Origin of the sequence: Kitasatospora sp. NPDC093550 (assembly GCF_044764985.1) — a bacterium.
Classification (GTDB): Bacteria; Actinomycetota; Actinomycetes; order Streptomycetales; family Streptomycetaceae; genus Kitasatospora.
This window is the reverse complement of the sequence record NZ_JBIWJF010000006.1, coordinates 112,053-134,954: the sequence shown is the minus strand read 5'-3', so window position 1 is coordinate 134,954 and position 22,902 is coordinate 112,053. Positions and strand designations below refer to the sequence as shown.

Annotated in this window: 18 protein-coding genes and 2 pseudogenes; 9 read left to right on the top strand and 11 right to left on the bottom strand. The window is 75.6% G+C overall.

What is annotated here, in order from left to right:
* The first annotated feature begins 57 nt into the window (after nucleotides 1–57).
* Both ACIRD3_RS11465 and ACIRD3_RS11460 read left to right on the top strand, forming a co-directional pair.
* Entirely contained in the window at nucleotides 58–1,269 is a 1,212-nt protein-coding gene (locus tag ACIRD3_RS11465) for a 4-hydroxybenzoate 3-monooxygenase (RefSeq protein ID WP_402214286.1), read from the top strand.
* 112 nt (nucleotides 1,270–1,381) lie between these two features.
* On the top strand, nucleotides 1,382–3,277 hold the full coding sequence (locus ACIRD3_RS11460; RefSeq protein ID WP_402214285.1) for a methyltransferase: 1,896 nt from the start codon (nucleotides 1,382–1,384) through the stop codon (nucleotides 3,275–3,277).
* A gap of 36 nt (nucleotides 3,278–3,313) precedes the next feature.
* Here ACIRD3_RS11460 and ACIRD3_RS11455 read toward each other — a convergent pair.
* Together ACIRD3_RS11455 and ACIRD3_RS11450 are read right to left on the bottom strand one after the other, a co-directional pair.
* A pseudogene (locus tag ACIRD3_RS11455) lies at nucleotides 3,314–3,505 on the bottom strand (DUF4287 domain-containing protein); the annotation flags it as partial.
* 414 nt (nucleotides 3,506–3,919) lie between these two features.
* A complete protein-coding gene (locus tag ACIRD3_RS11450) occupies nucleotides 3,920–7,912 on the bottom strand; it encodes a Pls/PosA family non-ribosomal peptide synthetase (protein WP_402214283.1) in 3,993 nt (1,330 codons plus the stop codon).
* Nucleotides 7,913–8,338: 426 nt separating this feature from the next.
* Here ACIRD3_RS11450 and ACIRD3_RS11445 point away from each other — a divergent pair, with 426 nt between their 5' ends.
* Nucleotides 8,339–9,013, top strand: coding sequence for a histone deacetylase (locus ACIRD3_RS11445; protein WP_402214281.1), 675 nt, complete (start codon nucleotides 8,339–8,341; stop codon nucleotides 9,011–9,013).
* Nucleotides 9,014–9,075: 62 nt separating this feature from the next.
* Here the strand turns inward: ACIRD3_RS11445 and ACIRD3_RS11440 are convergent, their stop codons facing one another.
* Both ACIRD3_RS11440 and ACIRD3_RS11435 read right to left on the bottom strand, forming a co-directional pair.
* A complete protein-coding gene (locus ACIRD3_RS11440; protein WP_402214280.1) occupies nucleotides 9,076–10,818 on the bottom strand; it encodes a hypothetical protein in 1,743 nt (580 codons plus the stop codon).
* Nucleotides 10,819–10,889: 71 nt separating this feature from the next.
* Nucleotides 10,890–11,291, bottom strand: coding sequence for a hypothetical protein (locus ACIRD3_RS11435; RefSeq protein ID WP_402214278.1), 402 nt, complete (start codon nucleotides 11,289–11,291; stop codon nucleotides 10,890–10,892).
* A gap of 236 nt (nucleotides 11,292–11,527) precedes the next feature.
* On the opposite strand from ACIRD3_RS11435, the gene ACIRD3_RS11430 reads away from it, so the two are divergent.
* Nucleotides 11,528–12,901: an FAD-dependent oxidoreductase gene (locus ACIRD3_RS11430; RefSeq protein ID WP_402214276.1), complete on the top strand. Its 1,374-nt coding sequence runs from the start codon at nucleotides 11,528–11,530 to the stop codon at nucleotides 12,899–12,901.
* Between the two features lie 120 nt (nucleotides 12,902–13,021).
* Here the strand turns inward: ACIRD3_RS11430 and ACIRD3_RS11425 are convergent, their stop codons facing one another.
* From ACIRD3_RS11425 to ACIRD3_RS11415, 3 genes are all read right to left on the bottom strand, one after another.
* Nucleotides 13,022–13,543 (bottom strand): SixA phosphatase family protein, encoded by a 522-nt coding sequence (locus ACIRD3_RS11425; RefSeq protein ID WP_402214274.1) that lies wholly within the window; start codon nucleotides 13,541–13,543, stop codon nucleotides 13,022–13,024.
* Between the two features lie 134 nt (nucleotides 13,544–13,677).
* On the bottom strand, nucleotides 13,678–13,959 hold the full coding sequence (locus ACIRD3_RS11420; protein WP_402214272.1) for a DoxX family protein: 282 nt from the start codon (nucleotides 13,957–13,959) through the stop codon (nucleotides 13,678–13,680).
* A gap of 52 nt (nucleotides 13,960–14,011) precedes the next feature.
* On the bottom strand, nucleotides 14,012–14,494 hold the full coding sequence (locus tag ACIRD3_RS11415; RefSeq protein WP_402214270.1) for a carboxymuconolactone decarboxylase family protein: 483 nt from the start codon (nucleotides 14,492–14,494) through the stop codon (nucleotides 14,012–14,014).
* 132 nt (nucleotides 14,495–14,626) lie between these two features.
* On the opposite strand from ACIRD3_RS11415, the gene ACIRD3_RS11410 reads away from it, so the two are divergent.
* Both ACIRD3_RS11410 and ACIRD3_RS11405 read left to right on the top strand, forming a co-directional pair.
* Nucleotides 14,627–15,628 carry a sigma-70 family RNA polymerase sigma factor gene (locus tag ACIRD3_RS11410; protein WP_402214268.1) on the top strand — a complete coding sequence of 334 codons (1,002 nt, stop codon included), beginning with the start codon at nucleotides 14,627–14,629 and terminating at the stop codon, nucleotides 15,626–15,628.
* Nucleotides 15,629–15,842: 214 nt separating this feature from the next.
* Nucleotides 15,843–17,039 carry a serine hydrolase domain-containing protein gene (locus ACIRD3_RS11405; protein WP_402214267.1) on the top strand — a complete coding sequence of 399 codons (1,197 nt, stop codon included), beginning with the start codon at nucleotides 15,843–15,845 and terminating at the stop codon, nucleotides 17,037–17,039.
* Nucleotides 17,040–17,205: 166 nt separating this feature from the next.
* Here ACIRD3_RS11405 and ACIRD3_RS11400 read toward each other — a convergent pair whose 3' ends face one another.
* Nucleotides 17,206–18,141, bottom strand: a complete 936-nt coding sequence (locus tag ACIRD3_RS11400) for a RimK family alpha-L-glutamate ligase (RefSeq protein ID WP_402214265.1) — start codon at nucleotides 18,139–18,141, stop codon at nucleotides 17,206–17,208.
* Nucleotides 18,142–18,253: 112 nt separating this feature from the next.
* Nucleotides 18,254–18,790 (bottom strand): hypothetical protein, encoded by a 537-nt coding sequence (locus ACIRD3_RS11395; protein WP_402214264.1) that lies wholly within the window; start codon nucleotides 18,788–18,790, stop codon nucleotides 18,254–18,256.
* A 312-nt stretch (nucleotides 18,791–19,102) separates the two neighbouring features.
* Here ACIRD3_RS11395 and ACIRD3_RS11390 point away from each other — a divergent pair, with 312 nt between their 5' ends.
* Nucleotides 19,103–19,384, top strand: coding sequence for a hypothetical protein (locus tag ACIRD3_RS11390; protein ID WP_402214262.1), 282 nt, complete (start codon nucleotides 19,103–19,105; stop codon nucleotides 19,382–19,384).
* Nucleotides 19,385–19,577: 193 nt separating this feature from the next.
* Nucleotides 19,578–20,288 (top strand): hypothetical protein, encoded by a 711-nt coding sequence (locus ACIRD3_RS11385; protein ID WP_402214260.1) that lies wholly within the window; start codon nucleotides 19,578–19,580, stop codon nucleotides 20,286–20,288.
* An 88-nt stretch (nucleotides 20,289–20,376) separates the two neighbouring features.
* On the opposite strand, the gene ACIRD3_RS11380 is transcribed toward ACIRD3_RS11385, so the two are convergent.
* Nucleotides 20,377–21,399 (bottom strand): LD-carboxypeptidase, encoded by a 1,023-nt coding sequence (locus ACIRD3_RS11380; protein ID WP_402214259.1) that lies wholly within the window; start codon nucleotides 21,397–21,399, stop codon nucleotides 20,377–20,379.
* Nucleotides 21,400–21,695: 296 nt separating this feature from the next.
* On the opposite strand from ACIRD3_RS11380, the gene ACIRD3_RS11375 reads away from it, so the two are divergent.
* Complete coding sequence (locus ACIRD3_RS11375) at nucleotides 21,696–22,442, top strand: phosphotransferase family protein (protein ID WP_402214257.1); 747 nt, start codon at nucleotides 21,696–21,698, stop codon at nucleotides 22,440–22,442.
* Between the two features lie 212 nt (nucleotides 22,443–22,654).
* Here ACIRD3_RS11375 and ACIRD3_RS11370 read toward each other — a convergent pair.
* Nucleotides 22,655–22,879: pseudogene (locus tag ACIRD3_RS11370) on the bottom strand (IS5/IS1182 family transposase); the annotation flags it as partial.
* Between the last annotated feature and the right edge of the window lie 23 nt (nucleotides 22,880–22,902).

The following is a 22,902-nucleotide window of genomic DNA, read 5'->3' as shown; positions in this document are numbered from 1 at the left end:
CGCTTCGGGCGATTTTCGACGATCAATGTATCTTGCGCCGATTAAGATCCATTTCCCGTGACGGAAAGTCAGAACACCCGAACCGCCCGGAACACGGCCGACGTCGTCATCCTCGGTGCGGGCCCGGCCGGTCTCCTGCTCGCGAACCTGCTCCACCGCGAGGGCATCGACTGCGCGGTCCTGGAACGCGCCACCCCCCTGCACCTGCGCACCCGGGCCCGGGCCGGCTTCCTGGCCGCGAACACCGTGCGGATCCTCGACCGGCACGGCCTGTCGGGGAACCTGCACCGGCACGGCCGGCTCCACGGCAGCTGCGAGTTCCGCACCGACGACGGGCACTTCCGCCTGGACTACGCCGGCCTCGGCCGCGGTGAGCAGCACACCGTCTACCCGCAGCAGGACCTGGTCGCCGACCTGCTGGACCAGTACCTGGAGGCCGGCGGGCGGATCCGCTTCGAGACCGAGGCCCTGGAAGTGCACGACGCCGACGGGCCCCGGCCCGCGGTCACCGTCCGCGGGCCGGACGGCGCAACCGGCCGCTGGAGCGCCCGCTACGTGGCGGGCTGCGACGGCCGCCACGGCGCCGCCCGGCGCTCCCTGCCGTCCACCGCCCGCCACCACCGCCGCGACCACGGCGTCTCCTGGCTGGGCCTGCTCGCCGAAGCCCCGCCGAGCCTGGACGCCACGGCCTACGCGCTGCACGGGCGCGGCTTCGCCGGGCACATGGCCCGCACCCCGCGGATCACCCGCTACTACCTGCAGTGCGCACGCGGCACCCGCGCCGGGGAGCCGCCCGAGGAACGGCTCTGGGACGAACTCGACACCCGGATGCGCGCCACCGACCACGGCCCGCTGCACCGCGGCCGCATCGTCCAGCGCGCCGTCGTCGACCTGGAATCCGACGTCGTCGAACCGCTGCGCCACGGATCCCTGCTGCTGGCCGGCGACGCCGCCGCCCTGATCAGCCCCGCCGCCGCCAAGGGCGCCAACCTCGCCGTGCTGCAGGCCGACCTGCTCGCCCGCGCCCTGGCCGACGACCTCGCCCGCGGCGACGGCCGGGCGCTGGAGCGCTACTCCGCCGAGGCCCTGGCCCGGATCTGGCGGGCCCAGGAGTTCTCCCACTGGATGATCCGGCTGCTGCACGCCCGGCCGGGACCGCCCGACGGCGAATCGTTCTTCCACGAATCCATCCGCCGCGCCCGCATCGCCTCCCTGCGCGCCTCGCGCACCCACCAGGACTGGTTCGCCGAGAACTACGTCGGCATCTGACCCACCGGAACACCCCGGCGGCCCCGGCCACCCCCGCTTCGCCGGCCCCCACTCCCCCAGCACCCCCAGCACCGCGGACGCCGCACGCCCGGCGCCCCAGCGAGGACACCCCATGACCACGACCACACCCACGACGCCCACACCCACGGCGCCCACACCCACGGCGCCCACGCCCACGGCGGCGGCCGGGCCCACGACCCCCCGGGACGACGCGGCCGTTCTGCGCCGCACCGCCGCGTTCGTCCGGGAGCACGACACCGCCTCCCTGCTCCCCCTCCTGCTGCCCGGCCTGGCCGGCCCGGAGCTGCGGGCGGCGGCCCGGCACTGCCGCTTCGCGCACGCCGCCCTCCTGGTGTTCCCGCCGGACCAGCCGACCCTGCACGCCCAACTGGCCGCCTGCGGGCTGGCCTTCGACGCCCCGCCGGTGCCCAGCGTCGTCGTCCGGGACCGGCTGGCCCGGCGCCACGGGTGCGACCCGGCCGCCCTCGACGTCCGGATCCTGCGCCCGACCGCGCTCGGCCCCGGCCGGGAGCGCCGGGAGGTCGAGGTGTTCGCGCTGACCGTCCCGCCGCGCTCCCCGCTCGCCGCCCTCGCCGACCACGAACGGGCCCACCAGCACGAGGCGCACCTCGCCTTCGAGGTCGACTCCGCGGATCCGCTGCTGCTGCGCGGCCTGTGCGCGCTGCTGGCCCGGCACGGCGCCGAGGCCGACGGCGGCGGCTACAACCCGCACGAGGACGGCACCGTCCTCTACTTCACCGTGCCCGCCGGCTCCCGGTGCGCCTACCGCAGGCTGGAACTCCACGCCCGCGGCGAACACCCCGGCGTCCTCGACGCCCACCTCGGCCACCAGGGCGGCCCGCGCCCCGCCCCCCGGCCCGCAGCCGGCCCCGGCGAGACCCTGCTGCAGCTGTTCACCGGCGCGTGGACGACCCAGGCCCTGGCGGTCTGCGCCCGGCTGTCCCTGCCCGACGCCCTGGACCGGACCGGCGCCACCACCGGCGAGGCGCTGGCCCGGCGGGTCGGCGCCGATCCGGAGACCCTCGCCGCGCTGCTGCGCTACCTCGCCATGCTGGGCGTGGTGAGCGAACACCCGGACGGCTACCGCCTCACCGGGCTCGGCGCGCTGCTGCGCGCCGACACCCCGGGGTCGATGCGGTCGCTGGCGCTGATGTACGGCGGCCCGTTCTACCGGTCCTTCGAGGGCCTGGAGCACACCACCCGCACCGGGCGGCCCGCCTTCGACCACCTCTTCGGCGAGAACCACTTCGACCACTTCGCCCGCGATCCCGAACTCGCCGCCCTGTTCGACCAGTCGATGGCCGCGAGCTCCCCGATGTTCGAACCGCTGCCCGGCCACCCCGTCCTGACGGCCGCCGCGGCCCGCGCGAGCACCCGTACGACCGGCGCCGGTACGGCCGACGGCACGGCCGACGGCACCGCTCCCGGGACCGTCGTCGACGTGGCCGGCGGCACCGGCGAGCTGCTCGGCCGCGTGCTGAGCGCCCACCCGGGCCTGCGCGGGATCCTGCTGGAGCGGGCGCACGTCGTCGACGCCGCCCGCCGTCGGCTGGACGACGCCGGCTGCGGCACCCGCTGCACCTACCGGACGGGCGACTTCGCGGACGTCCCGCCGGGCGCCGACGTCTACCTGCTGTCCCGGGTGCTGCACGACTGGGACGACGCGCGCTGCCGCGAGATCCTGGGCCACTGCGCCCGCGCGATGCCCGCCCACGCCGACCTGCTCATCGTCGAACGCCTGCTGCCCGACGACGGATCGGCCTCACTGGCCACCGCCTGGGACCTCCACATGCGGTGCAACACCGGCGGCCGCGAGCGCCGGGCCGACCACTACGGCCGCCTGCTCGCCGACGCCGGCCTCGAACTCCTCGGCCACTCCCCGCTCCCGCTGGGCGCCGCCGTCCTGCACGCCCGCAAGGCCGCCGCCCCGGCCCCGGCCCGTGCGCCCCACCGCGCCCCCGTCCACGCGGCGGCCTCCAGCGGCTGAACAGCCGGGCCGCTGAAGGGGGCGGAGCGGCGCCGCTCAGGCGGCCCGCTCGGCCAGGGTGTGGGCGACGAGGGCGTTGGCGTGGCCGTGCCCGAGACCGTGCTCGCTCTTGAGCCAGGCGACGAGCTCCATGTGCCGGGTGAGCGGGGAGGCGCGGATGAGGTCCTTCCACTCCTCGACGGGGCGGCCGTACTTCTTCTCGATCGAGGGGAAGTAGGACGCCGGGCCGCCCTTCGCCGCGGCGCTCCCGGGAGCGGGGGCGGGGGCGGCCTTCGAGACGGCGGCCTTCGGTGCGGCGGCGGCCTTCGAGACGGCGGCGGTCTTCTTCTCGGGCGTGGCGGTCATGAGCGTGTTCCTCTCGGTCGGGCGGGGAGAAGCGGGGGGGGGGCGGGGGGACCCCCGGCCCCCCCCCCCCCCAAAAAACCCCCCCCCCGCGCCCCCCCGGCCCCCCCCCCCCCCCCCCGCCCCCCCCCCCCCGCCCCCCCCCCCGGGGGGCGGCGTCTTCCGCGCGGGCGGGGTTGTGCTCCGGGGGGGGGGGGGGGGGGGCGGGGGCCCGGCGGGGCGGGCGGGCGGGCGGGGGGGGGGCCGGCCCCCCCCCGGCCCCCCCACCGCGAACTCATCGCCCGGCGCAGGTGATCCGCGTCACACCCCCGCCGCGGCGGCCCGGCGGCGGCGGCGCCCGGCGGGCGGGGTGGGGTCGGCGTCCCACGCGGCCACCGGGTTGCCGAGCCAGCGGGTGGCGCCGGGGACGTTCTCGCCGCGCATGACGAGGGAGGCGGGCCCGACCGTCGTGCCGGCGCCCAGGGAGGAGTTGAGCAGCACGATCGAGTGCGGGCCGGTGGTGGAGCCGGCGCCGAGGTGGACGGGGCCCAGCCGCATGACGCGGTCGTGGAAGAGGTGGGTCTGCAGCACGGTGCCGCGGTTGACGCTGGCCCCGGCTTCGACGGTGACCAGGTCGCTCTCGGGCAGCCAGTGGGTCTCGCACCACACGCCGCGCCCGATGCGGGCGCCCAGGCTGCGCAGCCACACGTTCAGGTACGGGGTGCCGGTGATGGCGGAGCCGCCGAAGGGCATGGCGAGTTCCTCGACGAAGGTGTCGTAGAGCTCGTTGCGCCACACGAAGGAGGACCACAGGGGGTGTTCGGCGACCCGGAAGCGTCCGACGAGCAGCCACTTGGCGGCGGTGGTGACGGCGCAGGCGAGGACGCCGGCGCCGATCAGGACGAGTCCGGCGGCGGCGAGGGCGGTGCCGAGCCCGTAGTCGTCGCGCAGTTCCTGCAGGACGGCGAGGACGAGGTCGCCGAGCAGGGCGGCGAGGATGACGGGCAGCAGCCGGCAGGTCTCGACGCCGGCGCGGGCCCACATCAGGCGCCGGGGCGGGTTGTAGGTGCGGGCGTCGGCGCCGGTGTCGGCGACGCGGGGCAGGGCGAAGGCGGGGCGGCCGAGCCAGGAGGAGCCTTCGGGGGCGTGGGCGGGGGTGTCGGACAGCACGCCGACGAGGGAGCCCTCGGGCAGGTGGCGGCCGGGGCCGACGATGCCGGAGTTGCCGACGAAGGAGCGGCGTCCGACGCGGGCGGGGCCGAGGCGCAGCCAGCCGCCGCGCAGCTCGTAGGGGGCGACGAGGGTGTCGTCGGCGAGGAAGGCGCCGTCGTCGACGCGCATCAGGCCGGGCAGGGCGAGCACGGTGGAGGCTTCGACGCGCCGCCCGACGCGGGCGCCGAGCAGGCGCAGCCACACGGGGGTGAAGAGGCTGGCGTAGAAGGGGAAGAGGGTGCGCCGGGCGGTGTCGCCGAGGCGGCTGACGGCCCAGGCGCAGAAGGCGACGCGGCCGCCGGCGGGGTGGAAGCCGGGGCGCAGCGGCCGGGAGAGCAGCCGCACCAGCAGCGCTATCAGGGCGGCGTGGCACAGCAGGGTGAGGGCGGCGAGGGGGACGGTGGCGGGCAGGAGTTGGAGGAGGGCGTCGGCGAGGGTGCGGTCGGTGTCGATCATCGGGTAGACGATGAGCAGGGCGGGCAGGGCGGAGAGGATCGGGACGAGGCCGAGGAGGGCGAAGGCGGCGCCGTAGGCGAGGTTCCAGGCGCGGGGGGCGCGGGCGGGGGTGGTGGGCCAGTCGGCGAGGGGTTCGGTGCTGGGGCGGGCCGGGGAGCCGTGCCAGTGTTCGCCGGGCGGGACGGTGCCGGTGACGCAGGATCCGGGGGCGATCTCGGCGCGGGCGCCGACGCGGGCGCCGGGCATGAGGGTGGCGCGGTGGCCGACGCGGGCGCCTTCGCCGACCTCGATGTGGCCGAGGTGGAGGGTGTCGCCGTCGAGCCACCAGCCGGCGAGGTCGGCTTCGGGTTCGAGGGAGGCGTGGGCGCCGAGGCGGGCGAGGCCGGTGACGGGGGGCAGGGTGTGCAGGCGGACGCCGGGGCCGACGCGGCAGCCGAGTGCCCGGGCGTAGCGGGTGGCCCAGGGGGTGCCGGCGAGGGCGGCGGTGCCGAACATGGCGGTGTAGCGTTCGGCGGCCCACAGCCGCAGGTGGACGTGGCCGCCGCGGGGGTGGCTGCCGGGGCGGATGCCGGTGGTGAGGAGGCGGGCGCCGGTGGCGGCGAGCAGGGTGCGGCCGGGGGCGCTGTGGAGCAGGAGCAGTCCGGCGGCGACGGGCCACCAGGAGCTGTGCGGGGCCCAGGCGAGGTGGTTGCCGGTGAGGTTGTCGAGGGCGATCAGGACGAGGATCCAGCGCAGTCCGGCGAGGGAGAACATGCCGAGGAGGAGCAGGGTCTGCCACAGGGCGGCGCTGCGGGGGGTGCGGCGGACGGTGCGCTGCCGGTGGGCGGCGGCGGTGGGGGCGGCGGTGGCGGTCGGGTGGGGTGGGGCCGGGGTGAGGGTGTCGAGGTAGGCGGCGAGGTCGCCGAGGACGGGGTGGGCGTACAGGTCGGCGACGGAGACGCCGTTGTGGCGGGTGCGCAGTTCGGAGACGAGGCGGGCGGCGGTGAGGCTGGAGCCGCCGAGGGCGAAGAAGTCGTCGGCGGCGCCGGGGGCGGTGCCGAGCAGGCGTTCCCAGTGGCCGGCGAGCCAGCCGGCGGTGCCGTGGAGGGTCTCGGCGGTGGGGGCGGTGCCGGTGGTGGCGAGCGGCCAGGGCAGGGCGGTGCGGTCGACCTTGCCGGAGGTGCGGGTGGGCAGGGAGTCGAGGAGGGCGAGGACGGGCACCAGCGGGGCGGGCAGGCGTTCCAGCAGCTGGTGGCGGGCGGCGGTGAGGTCGGGGGTGGTGCCGGGGTGGGGGACGAGGTAGCCGACGAGGAGGTCGGCGCCGGCCGGGGTCGTGCGGACGGCGGCGGCCGCGGCCCGGATGCCGGGCAGGGCCTGGAGGGCGGCGTCGATCTCGCCGAGTTCGATGCGGCGGCCGCCGAGTTTGACCTGGTCGTCGGCGCGGCCGAGGAAGACCAGGCCTTCGGGGTCGTTGCGGACGAGGTCGCCGGAGCGGTAGACGCGGGGGGAGGCGAGGGCGGGGTGGGGGCTGAACTTCTCGGCGTCCTTGGCGGGGTCGAGGTAGCGGGCGGTGCCGACGCCGGTGATGAGCAGTTCGCCGCTCTCGTACCAGGGCACGGGGTTGCCGGCCTGGTCGACGACGGCGATCTCCCAGCCGTCCAGGGGGGCGCCGATGCGCACCGGCTGTCCGGGCAGCAGGCGGGCGGCGGTGGCGACGACGGTGGTCTCGGTGGGGCCGTAGGTGTTCCAGAACTCGCGGTGGTCGGTGGCGAGGCGTTCGACGAGTTCGGCGGGGCAGGCCTCGCCGCCGACGATGATCAGGCGGACGGCGTCCAGGCATTCGCGGGGCCACAGGGCGAGCAGGGTGGGGACGGTGGAGACGGCGGTGATGCCGCGGGCGACGAGCCAGGGGCCGAGGTCGGTGCCGGCCTTGACCAGGGAGCGGGGGGCGGGCACCAGGCAGGCGCCGTGGCGCCAGGCCAGCCACATCTCCTCGCAGGAGGCGTCGAAGGCCACCGACAGGCCCGCGAGGACGCGGTCGCCGGGGCCCAGGGGGCGGTGCCGGAGGAAGAGGCGGGCCTCGGCGTCGACGAAGGCGGCCGCCGAGCGGTGGGTGACGGCGACGCCCTTGGGGCGGCCGGTGGTGCCGGAGGTGAAGATGATCCAGGCGTCGTCGGCGGGGGTGGGCCAGGCGGGGTGGCCGCCGGGGCGGGCGGCGGGGCCGGCGTCCAGGCGGCGTCCGGCGCCGAGGACCGCGCAGACGGCGGCGTCCTGCCAGATCATCGTGGCGCGTTCGTCGGGGTCGTCGGCGTCCACGGGGACGTAGGCGGCGCCGCAGCGCAGGACGGCGAGGACGGCGACGTACAGGTCGGCGGTGCCGGAGGGGATGCGCACGCCGACCCGGTCGCCGCGGCCGATGCCGTGGGCGGCGAGCTGTCCGGCGAGGGTGTCGACCTCGTGCAGCAGGGCGCGGTAGCCGAGGACGGTGTCGCCGGTGTCGAGCGCGGGCGCCTCGGGGTGGGCGTCGGCGGTGGCGGCGATGACGTCGAGCAGGCTGCGGGGGTCGGCGGGCCGGGCCAGCGGCCAGCCGCCCGCGGGGCCCGGGTGCGGGCGGTGCAGCGTGCCCGGGCCGGCGGTGGGGCCGGCCGTGTCGTGGCGTGCGTCCATGGGGGCTTGTTTCCTCGGCTCCGTGGTTCTGGGGGCGCGGGCGGGGCGGTGTCGCGGGGGACGGGAGGTGACACTGAGGTCACCGGCGGGCGCGCCCACTCACCATGACCGCGCCGGGAGTCCGCTGGATGCAGCGGAGGTGCGGTCAAAGGAAATTCTCATCATCGATGCCGCGCGGGTTCGGCAAGGCATGAATCGAATGTCATTTCGGTGTTTTCGGACGTTTTCGCTGGTGCAGGGTAGCCGTCGCCGGGTGCGGCGGCGGGGCTGGAGAGGGCAGAGTGATGAACGGCATGGCGACCGGCACGCTACCGGCAGCGAGGGTGGTTTTACCGAATCGGGAGGTTTTGTTCGCCCGCCGGGCGCCGGGGCTCCCTCCGGTGAGCGGACGGGGCTCCCTCCGGTGAGCGGACGGGGAGCGGGACGGTGAGCGGGACGGTGAGCGGAGCGGGGAGCGCGGGCCCCGGCGGGAGCCGGACGGAGCGCGGCGCGGGCCTCGTCTGGTACGTGGCGTACGGCTCGAACCTGCACGCCGCCCGGCTCGCCTGCTACCTGCGCGGCGGCCGCCCGGACGGCGGAGCGCGCACCTACCCCGGCTGCCGCGACCGCAGCCCCGCGCGCCGGTCGGTCGCGACCGCGCTGCCGGGCACCCTGTACTTCGCCGACCGGTCCCTGACCTGGGGCGGCGGCTCGGCCTTCTACGACCCGGACGTACGCGGCGAAGTCCCCTGCCGCGCCTACCTGCTCACGGCCGGCCAGTTCAGCGACATCGCCGCCCAGGAGATGCGCCGCTCCCCCGCCGCCGACCTCGACCTCACTCCGGTGCTCGCCCACGGGCGCGCCACCCTGGGCCCCGGCCGCTACGAGACCCTGCTGCGCCTCGGCACCCTGGACGGGCACCCCCTGCTCACCTTCACCGCCCCCTGGGGCGCGGCCGGCGCCGACCTCACCGCCCCCGCCCCCGCCTACCTGCGCACCCTGGCCGCCGGCCTGGCCGAGTCCCACGCCTGGGGCCCCTGGCGCACCGCCGGCTACCTCGCCACCCGCCCCGGCGCATCGGGCCACTGGACCCCGGCCGCGGTCGCCGCCCTGTCGGCCTGACCCCCGCACGCCGCACCCCGATCGCAGCGGGTCCGCCCCGGACGTTCAGAGCCGTACGACGTTCAGAGCCGTACGGGTGGGGTGACGGAGGCCGGGGAGCATCGCGGGGTGGTCGCGCACACCGTCAGGTGCTGCCAGGCGCCGCCCTCCCGTGGGATCCGTACGCTCCACAGCACCGGGTAGGCCAGGCCGCAGATCGCGCAGTGGCGTGCGGGCGGCGGGGGTGGCGGCGGGGCGGCGGGGCGGGCGTAGGGGTTGACCGGGGGCGGGGCGGCCCAGGGGCGCGAGGGTGGCGGCACCGGCTGGGAGGTGGGCGTGGGTGTGGGGGTGGGCGTGGGCGGTGCCGGGGGCGGGGCGGGCGGGGGGCCGAACCCGGGGGCGGGCGGCGCCGCGGGCGGTGGCGGGGTGGCGGGCATCGGCGGTGCCGGTGGGGCGGGCATCGGCGGTGCCGGTGGGGCGGGCATCGGCGGTGCCGGTGGGGCGGCCGGTGGGGCGGCGGGTGGGGGTGGGGCGGGGGGCATCGCGGGCATCGGGGGTGCCGGTGGCACGTCCTGCCAGATGCGCACGCCGCGCATCGGGGTGCGGAAGTCGTGCCGGCACTTGTCGCAGGTGGTGAGCACCGCCTCGGCGCGCTGGTCGCCGCAGCCGGGGCAGAAGGTGACGGGGCGTTCGTGGGCCTCGGTGCTCTCGCAGCGGGTGCAGATGAAGTCGGGTTCCAGCTTGGCCTGGCGGAACACGGTGCTGAAGACCTGGAAGGGGTTGGGGTTGTCGCGCCCGGCGGTCATGCCGAGCACCGCCGCCAGCATCTTGAGGTTGCGGTTGCGGGCCTGCAGCCGCTTCAGGTCCAGGTTGACGACCTTGGGGTGCTTGCAGTCCCGGCAGACGCAGAGCGTGCGCACGGGCAGCCGGGAGCGGATCGCCGACTGCTGGTAGAGGAACTGGAAGGTCAGCCGGTGTTCGTCGGGGACCCGCACGGTCGGGTCCCGGTAGGCGGACCGGGAGAGCGTGGTCTCGATCAGCGCGGCGAGCTCGAACACCTTGGCCCGCAGCGCCTCCGGCAGCGAGGGCGCCGCGCCCGCGGCCGTCTGCTCGGAGCCGATCAGCGCGGGCACCGCCAGCAGCGCGCCGACGGCGGGCATGTCGAGCACCGCCTGGCCCGCGTCCGAGACGAACCGCACCTGGGTGATGCCCGACCAGCCCGCCGGACCGGTGTTCCTCGCCGGGCCGGAGAGCCGGCCGGAGAACACCGAGGCGGCGCCGTCGACGAGGCGCTGGCCGGCCGCGTGCCCGCGCTCGGCGACGTCCGAACTGCGCTGGCGCGCCCACAGGTTCGGGGGCGGGAAGGCACCGGCGGCGGCCCCGGGGACCAGGTCGGCGAGCGCCTGGTCGACGGCGGCGAGCGTGGACAGGAAAGCCTGCCGGAAGGGCTCCTGCACCCCGACCACCACGGTGGACAGCGCCCGGTCCGAGAAGTGCACCCGCACCAGCGCGGCCTGCGGGCCGGGGTCGGGGGCCGGGCCGGGCTCGGAGCCGGACTCGGAGCCGGGCAGGGGGCCGGGCTCGGAGCCGGTCGCGGGGCCGGGGACGGCGTCGGGGAGCACGTTCACCCGGGCCAGCATCGGCACCTGGTCCGCCACCATCATCACCGCCCGGACGGCGGAGCCGCGTTGGGCCTCGATGACCGTGGCGAGGTCCGTGGTGAGCTGGAAGCCGCAGCGGCGCAGCACCGCCGCCACGGCGGCGCGGGCCCGCTCCGGCGCGGCCGCGATCCGCCGTTCGGCGTCCAGGGTGATCGAGGGCGGCACGGCACCTCCGGTGGTGGCAGGCGGGGAGGATCAGCCCACCCGGCGCCGGGCGCCGGGTGGCTGATGGGTCGTCAGATCAGGTCCAGGGCCTCGTGCCCGGCGTCGGTGTCGAAGGCCGTCTCCTCGCCGTAGGACGCCCCGGCCCCGACGGACTCGTACGACCCGTGGGAGGCCGTGACGGTGTCGGTCTCCGCCACGGAGAGGTAGGCCTCGAAGCCGACCTCCGCGACCACGGCGACCTCGACCGCCTCCACCACCTCGACCGCCTCCACGACCTCGGCCACCGCGACCGCCTCCACCGCGACCACCTCGACGGCCTCCACCGCCTGGGCCTCGTGGACCTCGACCTCGGTCTCGACCGCGAACTCCGTGTGCTCCTCGAACCCGACGGTCTCCGTCTCCGTGAAGGAGAGCGAGGCGCCGCTCTCCGCCGCGGTGTCGTCCTCCGCCAGGAATCCGTCCCACTCGCCCATGTGTCCCCCCAACGCCGTTGCCGCTGCGACCGGACCGGCCCCCGCCCCTGTCCGGGATCACCATAGGGCCGTGCCGTGCCGCCCGGCGGCGAAGTCGGCGATTGCGTGACGTATCCGTGAAGATGCGCCCGCCGCCGAGCGGCCCGCAGCCGGGCTGACCTGGTGTCGGACCCGGTGTCGGGCGGTGTGCGGGCGTGCCGTAGGCTCGCCCCGCAACACGACGCGAAGGGGATCTTGTGGCGCGGGTTGCGGTCATGGGTGGCGGAATCAGCGGGCTGGCGACGGCCCTGATGCTCGGCCGGCGGGGGCATCCGGTCACCGTGTTCGAGCAGGACCCGCGGCGGGCCGGACAGGACCTGGACGCCGACTTCTACGGCTGGCACCGGCCCCGCGTGCCGCAGGCCGACCAGCCGCACGGACTGCTCGCCCCGGTGCGCACCGTGCTGCGGGCCGAACTGCCCGACGTCTACGAGGACTTGCTGGCCCGCGGGGCCCGCGAGTACCACGAGTTCGACTGGTTCGGCGAGCACCCGCCGCACCGGGCGGGCGACGAGGACCTGGTCACCGTGCGCACCCGGCGCATCGTGCTGGAGGCGGCCCTGGCCGAGGCCGTCCGGCGGGAGCCCGCCGTGGAGGTGCGCCAGGGCGTACGGGTGAGCGGCCTGGCCGTGCGGGAGGGCCGGCCGCCCCGGGTCACGGGCGTGCGGACGGCCGACGGGACCCACCCGGCGGACCTGGTCGTCGACGCCTGCGGGCGCCGCTCGCCGGTGCCCGGCTGGCTCACCGCGGCCGGCTGCCGCCCGCCCGTGGTCGAGAACCACCGCACCGGGATCACCTACCTGTGCCGCTGGTACCAGCTGCGCCCCGACGGCCCGCGCCACCCCGGGCAGGTGCAGAACGGCTCGGCCGCACCGTTCGCCCTCGCCGGGGTCTTCCCCTCCGACAACGACACCTTCGCGGTGAACCTGGTGCTGTCGACCGCCGACCCGACCCGCGCCGCGCTCACCGACCCCGCCGTGTTCGAGGCCGCCGCCCGCCGCTTCCCCGCCACCGCCGCCTGGCTCGCCCTTCGGCCGCAGCCGCGCTCCCCCGTCCTGGCGATGGCCGGCCTGGACAACCGCTGGACCTCCCTCGCCGACGAGCACGGGCCCGTCGTCACCGGCCTGGTCAACGCCGGCGACAGCCTCGTCCACACCAACCCCACCATGGGCCAGGGCGTCGTCCTCGGCCTGTGGGCCGCCCGCCACCTCGCCGCCCACGCCGACCGCGTCGCCGCCGACCCGGCCGGCTACCACGCCTGGGCCGCCGGGGAGCTGCGCCCCTGGTTCGACGCCCAGGTGGCCGCCGACCGCGCCAACGAGCAGCGCCTGACCGACCGCGCGCCCGCCCCGGACCGGCACGCCGCCGCCCGCGCCGCCTGCGCCTTCGACGACCCCGTGGTCATGCGGGCCCGCGCCCAGGCCCGCCACCTGGTGCGCACCCCCGAGGAGGCCTACGGCAGCCAGGAGGTGCGCGAGCGCGTCACCGCCTGGCTGGCCGAGCGCCCCGACTTCGCCCCCCGCCCCGAGGGCCCCACCCGCGACCAGTGGGACGCCCTGATACCGGGCTGAGCCGGACCCGGACCGCAACGCGCCGGTGCCGCCCGGCGAACCGCCGGGTGGAACCGGCGGGTTGACGGCCCTCAGGCCTGCTGAGGCGCGCCCGGGCCCGCCAGGCAGGCCCGGGCGCGTTCAGGCGTGCGGCGCCCAGAAGGCGGCCAGCCGGCCGACGCCGTGCTCGACGTCCTTCCAGTCGCCCTGGAAGGTGAGCACCGCGGCGGCGGCCGTCGGGAAGCCGGAGCGGTTCATCCGGGCCGACGTGTCGCCCTCGGCCTCCCCCGCCAGCGCGTCCGCCGCGGCGTGCACGGTGGGGTTGTGGCCGACCACGAGCAGGTCCTGGACGTCGTCGGAGACCTCGTTGAGGATCGCGAGGAGTTCGCCGAGGCTCGCCTCGTAGAGGCGCTCGTCGAAGCCGGTCCTCGGCCGGGTCGGCAGCTCGGCGGCGGCGAGCTGCCAGGTCTCCCGGGTCCGCAGGGAGGTCGAGACGAGCGCGAGGTCGGGGGTGAGGCCGGCGCCGGCGAGCCAGCGGCCGAGCACCGGCGCGTCCGTGCGGCCGCGCTCGGCGAGGGGGCGGTCGTGGTCGTCCACACCGTCGGGGTGGTCGGCCTTGGCGTGGCGCACCAGGACGATCCGGCGCGGCATTTCCTCGGACATGGGCTGCACTCCTGCTCTCGTACCGACACGACACCGCAGATCGTGACAGGCGTACCCGAGCAACCACCGCGCGCCGGCCGCCCGTTGAGCGGGATGCCCGGGCAAGGTTCACCCGTACGGGCGGGGGCCCGGGCTCAGAACGGCTGCGGCCCGAACCGCCCCCACACCACGGACGCGGCCAGCAGGATGTAGACCACGTCCGCCACCACGCGCCCGTACTCCCGGCGCCGCAGCCGCACCACCGCCGCCCCGGCCATCAGCAGCACCAGTCCGAGCGCCGCCAGTCGACGTCGTCGGTCAGGGCGATCGTCGACACCGGCGCGGCGGGCCGCCGAGGACGGGGTCGGCGGGGGTGTCCGGTCGGGCTTGCCCGGCGTGCTCCTCGTCCGGTGTCCGCCGTCGCCCCTCAGGAGCACCGGACCGGGACCGCTGTGACAAGCCCTCGCCGCGACCGCACCGCACCGGGGGTCAGTGGTGGTGCTTGTACATACCCGCCTCGTAGCTTCCGGCGGGCTGGCGGAGCATCACGTTGCCCCGGTTGAAGGCGTTGATGATCGCGATCACGCCCACCAGCGCGGCGAGCTGCTCCTCGTCGAAGTGCTTGGCCGCCCGCTCCCACACCTCGTCGCTGACCCCGCCAGCGGCGTCGGCGAGCCGGGTGCCCTCCTCGGCCAGCTCCAGGGCGGCCCGCTCGGCGTCGGTGAACACCGTCGCCTCCCGCCAGGCGACGACCAGGTTGAGGCGCGCCGGGTCCTCCCCGGCGTGGACGGCCTCCTTGAAGTGCATGTCGATGCAGGCGCCGCAGCCGTTGATCTGGCTGGCGCGCAGCCGCACCAACTCCTGGACGGTGTAGGGCAGGACCTCGTCGGTGATGGCCGCGCTCGCCGCGATGAGGTGCTTGAAGACCTTGCCCAGGACGGGGCTGGCGAAGGCGTTCAGACGGGCTTCCATGGTGTGCTCCTCGGTTACGTTGTCCGCTGTTGCCCTTGTAGACAGGGCAGCCGGGCGGATTGTGACCGGGCCCGGATGTGACGTGCGCCACCCCGCCGTGCGGCGGGTGGGGGCCGGAGTGGGAGGGGTGCCATGACGGGGTCGACGGGTACGACGGAGGCGGCTGCCGCGGGGGCGGCGGGCTACCGGCCGCTGCTGTTCTCGATCGCCTACGGGATGACGGGCTCGGTGGGCGACGCCGAGGACCTCGTCCAGGACGCCTTCCTCGGCCTGACCCGCGCCGAGCTGGCCGGCACGGCGATCGCCGACCCGAAGGCGTACCTGACCACCACGGTCACCCGCCTGGGCATCAACCACCTGAAGTCGGCCCGGGTGCGGCGCGAGGCCTACGTCGGCGAGTGGCTGCCCGAGCCGGTGGTCGCCTTCGCCGACCGCCCCGGCGGCCCGGCCGAGCACGCCGAGCTGGCCGACGCGCTGTCGATGGCCTTCCTGCTGATGCTGGAGGCCCTGTCCCCGGCCGAGCGGGCGGTGTTCCTGCTGCGCGAGGCCCTCGGGTACGGCTACCCGGAGGTGGCGCGGATGACGGGCAGGTCCGAGGCGAACTGCCGCCAGCTCTTCGCCCGCGCCCGCAAGCACCTGGCCGGTGCCGAGACCGCCGAGGCCGCCGCCGCCGACGCCTCCGTCGGGTCGGTCGCGGCACCGGCCCCGCAGCGGCGGGCACCGGCCCCGGAGCGGCGGGCCGAGGGCGAGGAACTGGCCCGCCGCTTCTTCGAGGTCGCCGACGGCGGCGACCTCGCGGCGCTGCTCGACCTGCTCGCGCCCGACGTCGTCCTCCACGGCGACGGCGGCGGCAAGGCCCGGGCCGTCGGCCGGTCCGTCACCGGCCTGGAGCGCGTCGCCCAGCTGCTGCTGTTCGGCTTCGGCCGCCACCGCGAGCTCGGCATCACGGTGCGCCCCGCCCGCGTCAACGGCCGCCCCGGCGCCGTGCTGCTCGACCCCCGGGGGCGGGTCACCAGCGTCATCGGGCTCGACATCGCCGACGGCGCCGTCCGGGCGCTGCACGCGGTGTCCAACCCCGACAAGCTCGCCCACCTCGGCGAGGTCTCGGACCTGGGCCTGCTGCCGCAGAGGTGACGGGCGGGCGGGAGCGGGACGCCGAGGGTGGAGAGGGCGCCCCGACCGGGGGGGGTGGCATCGGGGTGAACCCGGAGAAGGATCCCGATTGAACCCTCATGTCCCCTACGGGAAAGGGTCATGCGGCATTCGCCGGTGGGGGCTGTCCCCCAATCCTCCCTGAGGCGGACCCGAGAGAGCCCCGGCGGTGACCGGAACTGGTTAGCGTCCGATCATGACTTCGAATCCGCGAAAGAAGCGCTTCACCGTGGCGGCCTGCGCCGCCCTGCTCCTCACCGCCGCTGCCGCCCCCGCCGCCGTCGCCACGCCTCAACCCCCCTCCGCTGCCGCCCAGTTGAGCCGGGACGCCGAGGCGATCCATGCCCTGGGCATCAGCGGCGTGCAGGCCCGCGCGGTCGGCCCGGACGGCCGGTCGTCGGTCGCCACCAGCGGCACCGCCGATCTGCGCACCGGGCGGCCGGTCGACCCCGACGGCTACTTCCGGATGGCCAGCACCTCCAAGACGCTGATCGCCACCGTGGTCCTGCAGTTGGAGGCCGAGGGCCGGCTGTCCCTGGACGACACCATGGACCGCCGGCTGCCCGACGTCGCCTGGGGCAGGGACTACGACCCCCGTACGATCACCGTCCGCAAGCTGCTCCAGCACACCGCCGGGATCTCCGACGCCGGCCTGCCCGGCTACAACTCGCCGCAGGAGTACGAGGAGCAGCGCTTCAGGCGCTACGGCTCCGAGCAGCTGGTCGAGCGCGCCATGGCCCAGCAGCCCGCCGAGGGCTGGAGTTACTCCAACACCGGCTACGTCATGCTCGGCATGATCATCCAGCGGGCCACCGGCCGGCCCTCCCACCAGGAGGTCCAGGACCGCATCCTGCGCCCGCTCGGCCTCGACCACACCCACTGGACGGGCTCCTCCCCCACCCTGCCCCCACCGCACGCCCGGGCCTACCAGTTCTACGGCCCGGGCGCCGAGACGGACGTCACCGTGCAGGTGCCGGTGTCCACCGAGCTGTCGTGGGTCACCACCACCCGGGACGAGAACACCTTCTTCCGCGCCCTGCTCTCCGGCCGCCTGCTGCCACCCCGCCTGCTGGCGGAGATGAAGCAGCCCGCCGAGGAGGGCCCGGACGTCCAGCAGAAGCTGCTCGGCGGCCGCTACGGGCTCGGCCTGGTCCAGCGCCCCCTGCCCGGCTGCGGCGGGACGTACTTCAGCCACGAGGGCGGCGACGGCGGCTACATCACCCTCAACGGCGTGACCGAGGACGGCCGGCGCAGCGTGGTGGTCTCCATGTCGGAGGCGCGCGGCGACAGCGAAGCGCACATCAACGAGCAGGAGCGGGCGGCCACCGTCCTGGTCGAGCACGCGCTGTGCCCCGGCGGCACCGGGGGCTCCGCAGGCAGCGGAGCCGGGTGAGCGGGTTCACCGTCCCGCATGGGTTTCGTGGAGAAGCGGCTCGGGAGGAGTGGGACGCGTTCGCGGAGGCCGTGCGCGCCAAGCTCGGCTGACCGCCGGGGCGTGGAACGCGGTGGTCCGGCCCGCCGGCCGGACCACCGCTGCACCCCGGGCGTCGACGGCCGGTTCAGCGCGGCGACGCGCCGGGCTTCAGGTGGGCGGCGACGTAGGGGACGGCGACGGTCTCCAGGCCCTGGTCGGTGCCGAACGCGGGGTGGACGTTGACCTCGAAGACCACCCCGCCGCTCTCCGCGGCGAGGTCCACCCCGGCGAACGGCAGGCCCAGCGACTTGGCCGCCGAGACCGCGAGTTCGGCCAGGCCGGTGGGCAGGTCGTTCGGGTCCAGGCGGGTGGAGACGGCCCCCTGGCACTCGTTGCACGGCGCGTCCGGGTCGGGCTGGACGTGCTCGACCGCCCGCAGGACCTGTCCGCCGAGCACCACGACCCGGTACTGGTGGCGCTGCCCGTCGGGCCCGAAGTTGCGGGCGTCGCGGGCGATCAGCCAGCCGGTGCCCGCGCGGGCGTAGAAGTCGGCGGCGGCGGCGAGTTGGGCGTGGGTGGTGAGGTGGAAGACGTCGGCGCCGCCCATGCCGATCGTCGGGCGGGCCCACACGTCGCCGCCCAGCCGCTCGAACGCCTCGGCGGCCTCGGCGGCGGTGGGCCGGGTGAAGGCGACGGTCGGCATGTGGGCGATGCCGTCGCGGGTGAAGCACGCGACGGTCCGGTCCTTCTCGGTCGCGGCCCGCCAGGCCTCGGCGTCCGTGCCCAGGGAGCGCACGCCGCTCGCGCGCAGCCGGTGCTGGACCGCCTCGAAGCCCCGGCGCCGGTGCGGCGGGATCTCGTAGACCAGGACGCTGTGGGCGTGCACGCTCACCCCGCCGGCCTCCAGGCGCACTCCCCCGCTCTCCGGGCGGATCCGGCCGCCGGCGTCGGGCGTGAAGTGCCGCGCGTCCAGCAGGACGGGATCGCGGCCGGTGAGCCTGCGCGCCGCGGCGACGAGCACCTCGCGGCTGCCTTCGGTGGAGCTGTGATCGGTCATCAGAACGAGCTCGCTCACTGCCATAGGCGCCATTGGACCCGCTGCCCCCGCCCGGGACAAGACCGCTTCACCCGAGCGGCACGACGAAGGGCCCGGCGCGCCGGGCCCTTCGTCTCAGATTGTCCGGCCCCGGGGGCTACAGACCACCGACCTTCGCCGGGAACTTCTCGATCACCGCGACGATGTCGCCGGGCTTGTCCGGGTGGACGAGCTCGGCGGGCTTCTCCAGCTGGAACAGGTCGCCCCTCGGCGGGAACTGGGTGAGCCGGCCGACCAGGGCCACCTCGCCCTTGGGGATCAGCACCTGCGGCTCGCCGTCGCCCGGCCGGTCGACCGTCAGGACGAAGGGGCTCATGACGATGCGGTACTCGTACGTGGGCGGGAACCGCTGGGTGAGCTTCAGCAGGCCCTTGGGGTCGACGTCGACGTCGTTCTGCTCGAGCGTCAGGGTGCCGCCGCCGCTCCCGTTGTCCGAGGGGATCTCCGCCGAGTACCGGAGGCCGACCAGGCGCATCCGGACACTGTTGATCGGGTCGTCCGGGTTGACGTCGACGCGGTGCTTCAGGCCGCCGCGGAAGTCCACGGACATCGCCTGGGTACCCAGGCGCAGCGGGGTGTCGACGGCGAGCGAGCTGCAGGGGATCTCGGCGCCGATCGGTGGCAGACCAGTCATACGGAAGTCCTTCACGGAGGAGGGGAAGCGGGACGGGGACACGTCCCGCGCCCCACCCTCGGGCCCGCACCCGGCCCGGCCGGGCAGCGCCACCCGCCCGGCTCCCGGGTTCACCCCAACGCACCGCGGTCGGCGCGGCCGGCGGCCCGGTGAGGCGGCGGACGTCTTCGAGGGTGATCTTGCCCGGTGTCGGCGCGGCGGGCGGAGGGGCGCGGCGGGCGGTCCGGTAGGTATGTCCGGGGCCGGCGTTCGTGGGCGAATGATGCCACGGCCGGTCGACAATCCGATGCCCGACAAAAGGATTTGATGACCATGAAGCTGGTACGACGAGTCGCTGCCGCCGGCTGCACCCTCGCGCTCGCCCTGGGTGGCGTCGTCGCCCTCGCCCCGACCGCGAGCGCGACCCCGCAGGGCTGCTACTACTACGTCATGGAGAAGCACCCGGGCGCCGACACCCTGGTCGTGGAGGACGCCTGCACGCTCGGCGCGGCCGGCGGCGAGGAGGCGTTCCGGGCCTGCTACCGACTCCTGCGCGACGACTACGTCCCCGCCGTGATCGCGGCGGAGGGCTGCCGCAGGGCCCCGCAGGAGTAGCCCGCCCACGGCCGCGCGGGGCGTCGGCCGGGCCGACGTCCCGTGCCGTGTGCGGCACGAGCGCGCCGGGCCGCGGGTCCGTACGACTAATCCACCCCTGCGGGTGGTTGCGGTGTAGCGCTGCGGGCGCGCCCCGGTCCGCGCGCCCTATAAAGAGCCGGTCCTTGTCGATCAACCCATGGAGTTCCCCCCGATGTTGCAGACCGCCCTGCGGGTGCTGGCCGCCGTCTCGCTCGCCTCCGCCGTCTCCACCGTCGCCGTCGCCCCGGCCGCGGCCGCCGCGCCGACGACGGCCGCCGTGCCCGCCGCGCGGGCGGCCGCCGACGATGACCTGACCACGCCCTGCGGGCCCGTCGTCGGCTACAACGCCTGGGACTGGTGGCGCACCACGACCGAGCCGCAGATCGCCCAGTCGGTCGCCGCCAAGGCGGACGAGGAGCACTGGCAGTGGCGCAGGGACGTCAACACGCTGTGGCGCGGCGACACCCGCGAGAACGTGGAGGACATCTTCCGCACCGGCTTCACCCCGCGCGGCGAGCAGGTGACCCCGCTCGCCGAGTACATCGTCAAGGGCGGCGGGCAGAACAGCGCGCACCTGAGCACCAGTTGCGCGATGTGGGTGGCGCAGAAGTTCGCCACCTACGGCGCCGCGAAGACCGGCTGGGTGTACGAGATCTACGCCCCCGGCGGCATCGACGTCAACGCCACCGCCCGCGTGAACGACTACCAGTCCCCGTACCTGTGGAACAAGGAGATCGACTTCCCCGGCGGGGTCGACGGCCGCTACATCAAGGGCGCCTGCAAGTACCGCCTGGTCTCCACCGACCCGAACACGAAGGTCAGCACCTTCGACAACCTCGGCTGCAAGTCCAACGCCGACTTCGCCCCGTACGCCACCTCCTGACGGGACCGGACCCACCGGCCCGCGACGGGCGGCGCCCCGGCGGGGGCGCCGCCCGTCGCCGCGCTCCGGGCTCCCCGGTCGGCGTCGCTCAGCCGGCCGTTCCGGTCGCCGTGAGGGGCCGGACGGCGGGTTCGAGCAGCGACAGGCTCCGCCGCCGGGCGTCGAGGGCGACGCGGATGCCGACCGGCATCGGCAGGTTCGGTCCGGCGTGTCCGAACTCGACGTTGCCCAGGACCGGGATGTCGCGGTCGCCGAGGACGTCCAGGACGATCTCGGCCAGGGTCGGGGACGCCTCGGGCGTGTCGAGTCCGCCGACCGCGTGCGGAACGCCCACGACCATGCCGGAGATCCGGTCGAGGATCCCGCGGTGCCGCATCACCTGCAGATAGCTCCACAGATGCGAGGCGTGGCCGCCCGTCTCCTCCCAGAACAGCACCGCCCCGTCGAAGGCTTCGAGCGGCAGCGCGTAGGCGGTCGCCTGCGCCAGCACGATCCGGTTGATCACCCCGCCGATCAGCCGGCCTTCGGCACGGCCGGGACGCCAGCACTCCCACGACGGGCCGGTGGGCAACTCGCCGATCGGCTCCGTGCCGGTCAGCAGCGTCGAGTAGAGCTTCCGGAGTTCCGCTCTGCGCGCCGCGGGCGCGCTCTGCCAGTGCCCGCCGAATCCGGGTGTGGCCAGGTCGGCGTGGAACCCGACCAGACCCGTGCGTGCGTAGAGCACCAGGTGCAGCAGCGAGATGTCGCTGTAGCCGAGGATCGGCTTGGGGTCGGCGGTGATCGCCTCGACGTCGATCAGGTCGAGGTAGCCGAGCGCAGTCTGGCCACCGTCGTGCGCGATGATCGCGCGCACCTCGGGATCCCGCAGGAGAGCGTTGAGTTCCCCGGCGATCTCCGCCGGCCGCGCCGCGCTCCACCAGTGCTGCCGCCCGGCTTCGAGCAGCGGCGCGAGACGCACGCGGAATCCCGTCCGCTCGAGCTCGGCCACCGCCCGCGCGAGATCAGGCGCGTATCTGTCGTGGAGCGGCCCGGACAGGGAGGCGATGACGACGAGATCCCCGGGCGCCAGGGCACGGGGTCGAAGCGGCTGGGGCGTTCCGGCACGGGTCACCGCGGCAGTGTCCCGACATCCTCGGTGCCAGCGCCACACCTTTACCGACCAACGGCGCCGCGGCGAGGTCGCGGCGGGCGCCGATCCGGATGCCGGGAGTCGGCTCCCCGTCACCGGGGTTGCGCTGGGTGACACGGCGGGGATACCCGGGTCCCGTAGCGGGGTGCCGCCACGATGGCCCGCATCAACGCGCGGGCGCGCACGAGGTCGCCGGGTAGACGGGACGCGGGCAGCCGCGTCATCGCCTGCGATAAACCCGGCGACGTCGGCGAACTCCTCCGGGATACTGGTCGCCCATGGATGAGGTCGAAGTCGTCGTCGCCCATTCCGAGCGCGCGACTCTGCGCGTCGGCGACGTGTTCCTGAAGGTGGACGCCGATCAGGCGCGCATCGACGTCGAGGTCGAGGCGATGTCCCTCGCGCCGGTCCCGACCCCGGAGATCCTGTGGCGCAAGGCTCCCGTCCTCGCGATCGCCGCACTCCCGGGGACGGCGCTCGGCCGTCTCGGTGAGCCGTCAACCGCGTCGCCGGCGGCGTGGGCCGCGGCGGGCGCCGCCATCCGGAAGCTGCACGAAGCACCGTTGCCGCCCTGGGCCGGTCGGCGCCGCCGGACTCCCGAGGAGTTGGTGGCGGAACTCGACGGCGAGTGCGACTTGCTGGTGACGAACGGCGTCCTGCCCGCCGACCTGGTCACCCGCAACCGCCAGGTCGCCGAGGCCGCGCTCCGGCCGTGGATCCCGGCGTTCACGCACGGCGACCTGCAGATCGATCACGTCTTCGTCGACGGCGACGAGGTCACGGGCATCATCGACTGGTCCGAGGCGGGCCGGGGCGATGCCCTGTTCGACCTCGCCACCTTGACGCTCGGACACCAGGAGCACCTCGACGACGTCATCGCCGGTTATGGCACCGATGTCGACCTCGACGTGATCCACGCCTGGTGGTCGCTGCGAAGCCTGCTGGGAGTTCGCTGGCTGGTCGAGCACGGCTTCGACCCCTTCGCGCCGGGCTGTGAGGTCGACGTGCTGAGATCCCGGATGTGAGGCCGTGGGGGCCGGACCGGCCACGTATGCGTTCTGACGCGCCCCGACGATCAGATGGTGCTCGCTGCCGGCCTTGCCCCGGTCCACCGGGACGGACCAGTGGCCTGCCCGCCCTTCATCGCGCGGATGTGGCTGGAGTCGACCGCTGCGCGGGAGAAGTCCAGCAGGCCTGCGGCCCGCAGCTCGGAGACACTCAGCCGCCAACGGTTCACCACCCCTGCCAGCGGGGTTAGTTGGCGCAGCGTCAGGTTGATCCGCCAGCAGGCGGCGACCAGCGGCACCCGGTCCTCCAGCGGCAGCTTCCACAGCCGGCCCCGGCCCGGAGCGTCAGCGCCCTCGCGGCGGAGTCGGGTCACCGACGTGCCGAAGGTGCGCCGGCTCAGCCCGGCGAACGGCTCCATCCAGGACGGCACGGACGCCGTGATCACACCAGCCACGACCAAGATCACCGCACCGCGAG

What these genes read in the sequence shown, in the direction of transcription:
- ACIRD3_RS11385 (WP_402214260.1), top strand. Translation starts at nt 19,578, where the DNA reads ATGTTGCAGACCGCCCTGCGGGTGCTGGCCGCCGTCTCGCTCGCCTCC.
- ACIRD3_RS11405 (WP_402214267.1), top strand. Translation starts at nt 15,843, where the DNA reads ATGACTTCGAATCCGCGAAAGAAGCGCTTCACCGTGGCGGCCTGCGCC.
- ACIRD3_RS11450 (WP_402214283.1), bottom strand. Translation starts at nt 7,912, where the DNA reads ATGGACGCACGCCACGACACGGCCGGCCCCACCGCCGGCCCGGGCACG.
- ACIRD3_RS11395 (WP_402214264.1), bottom strand. Translation starts at nt 18,790, where the DNA reads ATGACTGGTCTGCCACCGATCGGCGCCGAGATCCCCTGCAGCTCGCTC.
- ACIRD3_RS11415 (WP_402214270.1), bottom strand. Translation starts at nt 14,494, where the DNA reads ATGGAAGCCCGTCTGAACGCCTTCGCCAGCCCCGTCCTGGGCAAGGTC.
- ACIRD3_RS11375 (WP_402214257.1), top strand. Translation starts at nt 21,696, where the DNA reads ATGGATGAGGTCGAAGTCGTCGTCGCCCATTCCGAGCGCGCGACTCTG.
- ACIRD3_RS11425 (WP_402214274.1), bottom strand. Translation starts at nt 13,543, where the DNA reads ATGTCCGAGGAAATGCCGCGCCGGATCGTCCTGGTGCGCCACGCCAAG.
- ACIRD3_RS11410 (WP_402214268.1), top strand. Translation starts at nt 14,627, where the DNA reads ATGACGGGGTCGACGGGTACGACGGAGGCGGCTGCCGCGGGGGCGGCG.
- ACIRD3_RS11435 (WP_402214278.1), bottom strand. Translation starts at nt 11,291, where the DNA reads ATGGGCGAGTGGGACGGATTCCTGGCGGAGGACGACACCGCGGCGGAG.
- ACIRD3_RS11400 (WP_402214265.1), bottom strand. Translation starts at nt 18,141, where the DNA reads ATGGCAGTGAGCGAGCTCGTTCTGATGACCGATCACAGCTCCACCGAA.
- ACIRD3_RS11390 (WP_402214262.1), top strand. Translation starts at nt 19,103, where the DNA reads ATGAAGCTGGTACGACGAGTCGCTGCCGCCGGCTGCACCCTCGCGCTC.
- ACIRD3_RS11460 (WP_402214285.1), top strand. Translation starts at nt 1,382, where the DNA reads ATGACCACGACCACACCCACGACGCCCACACCCACGGCGCCCACACCC.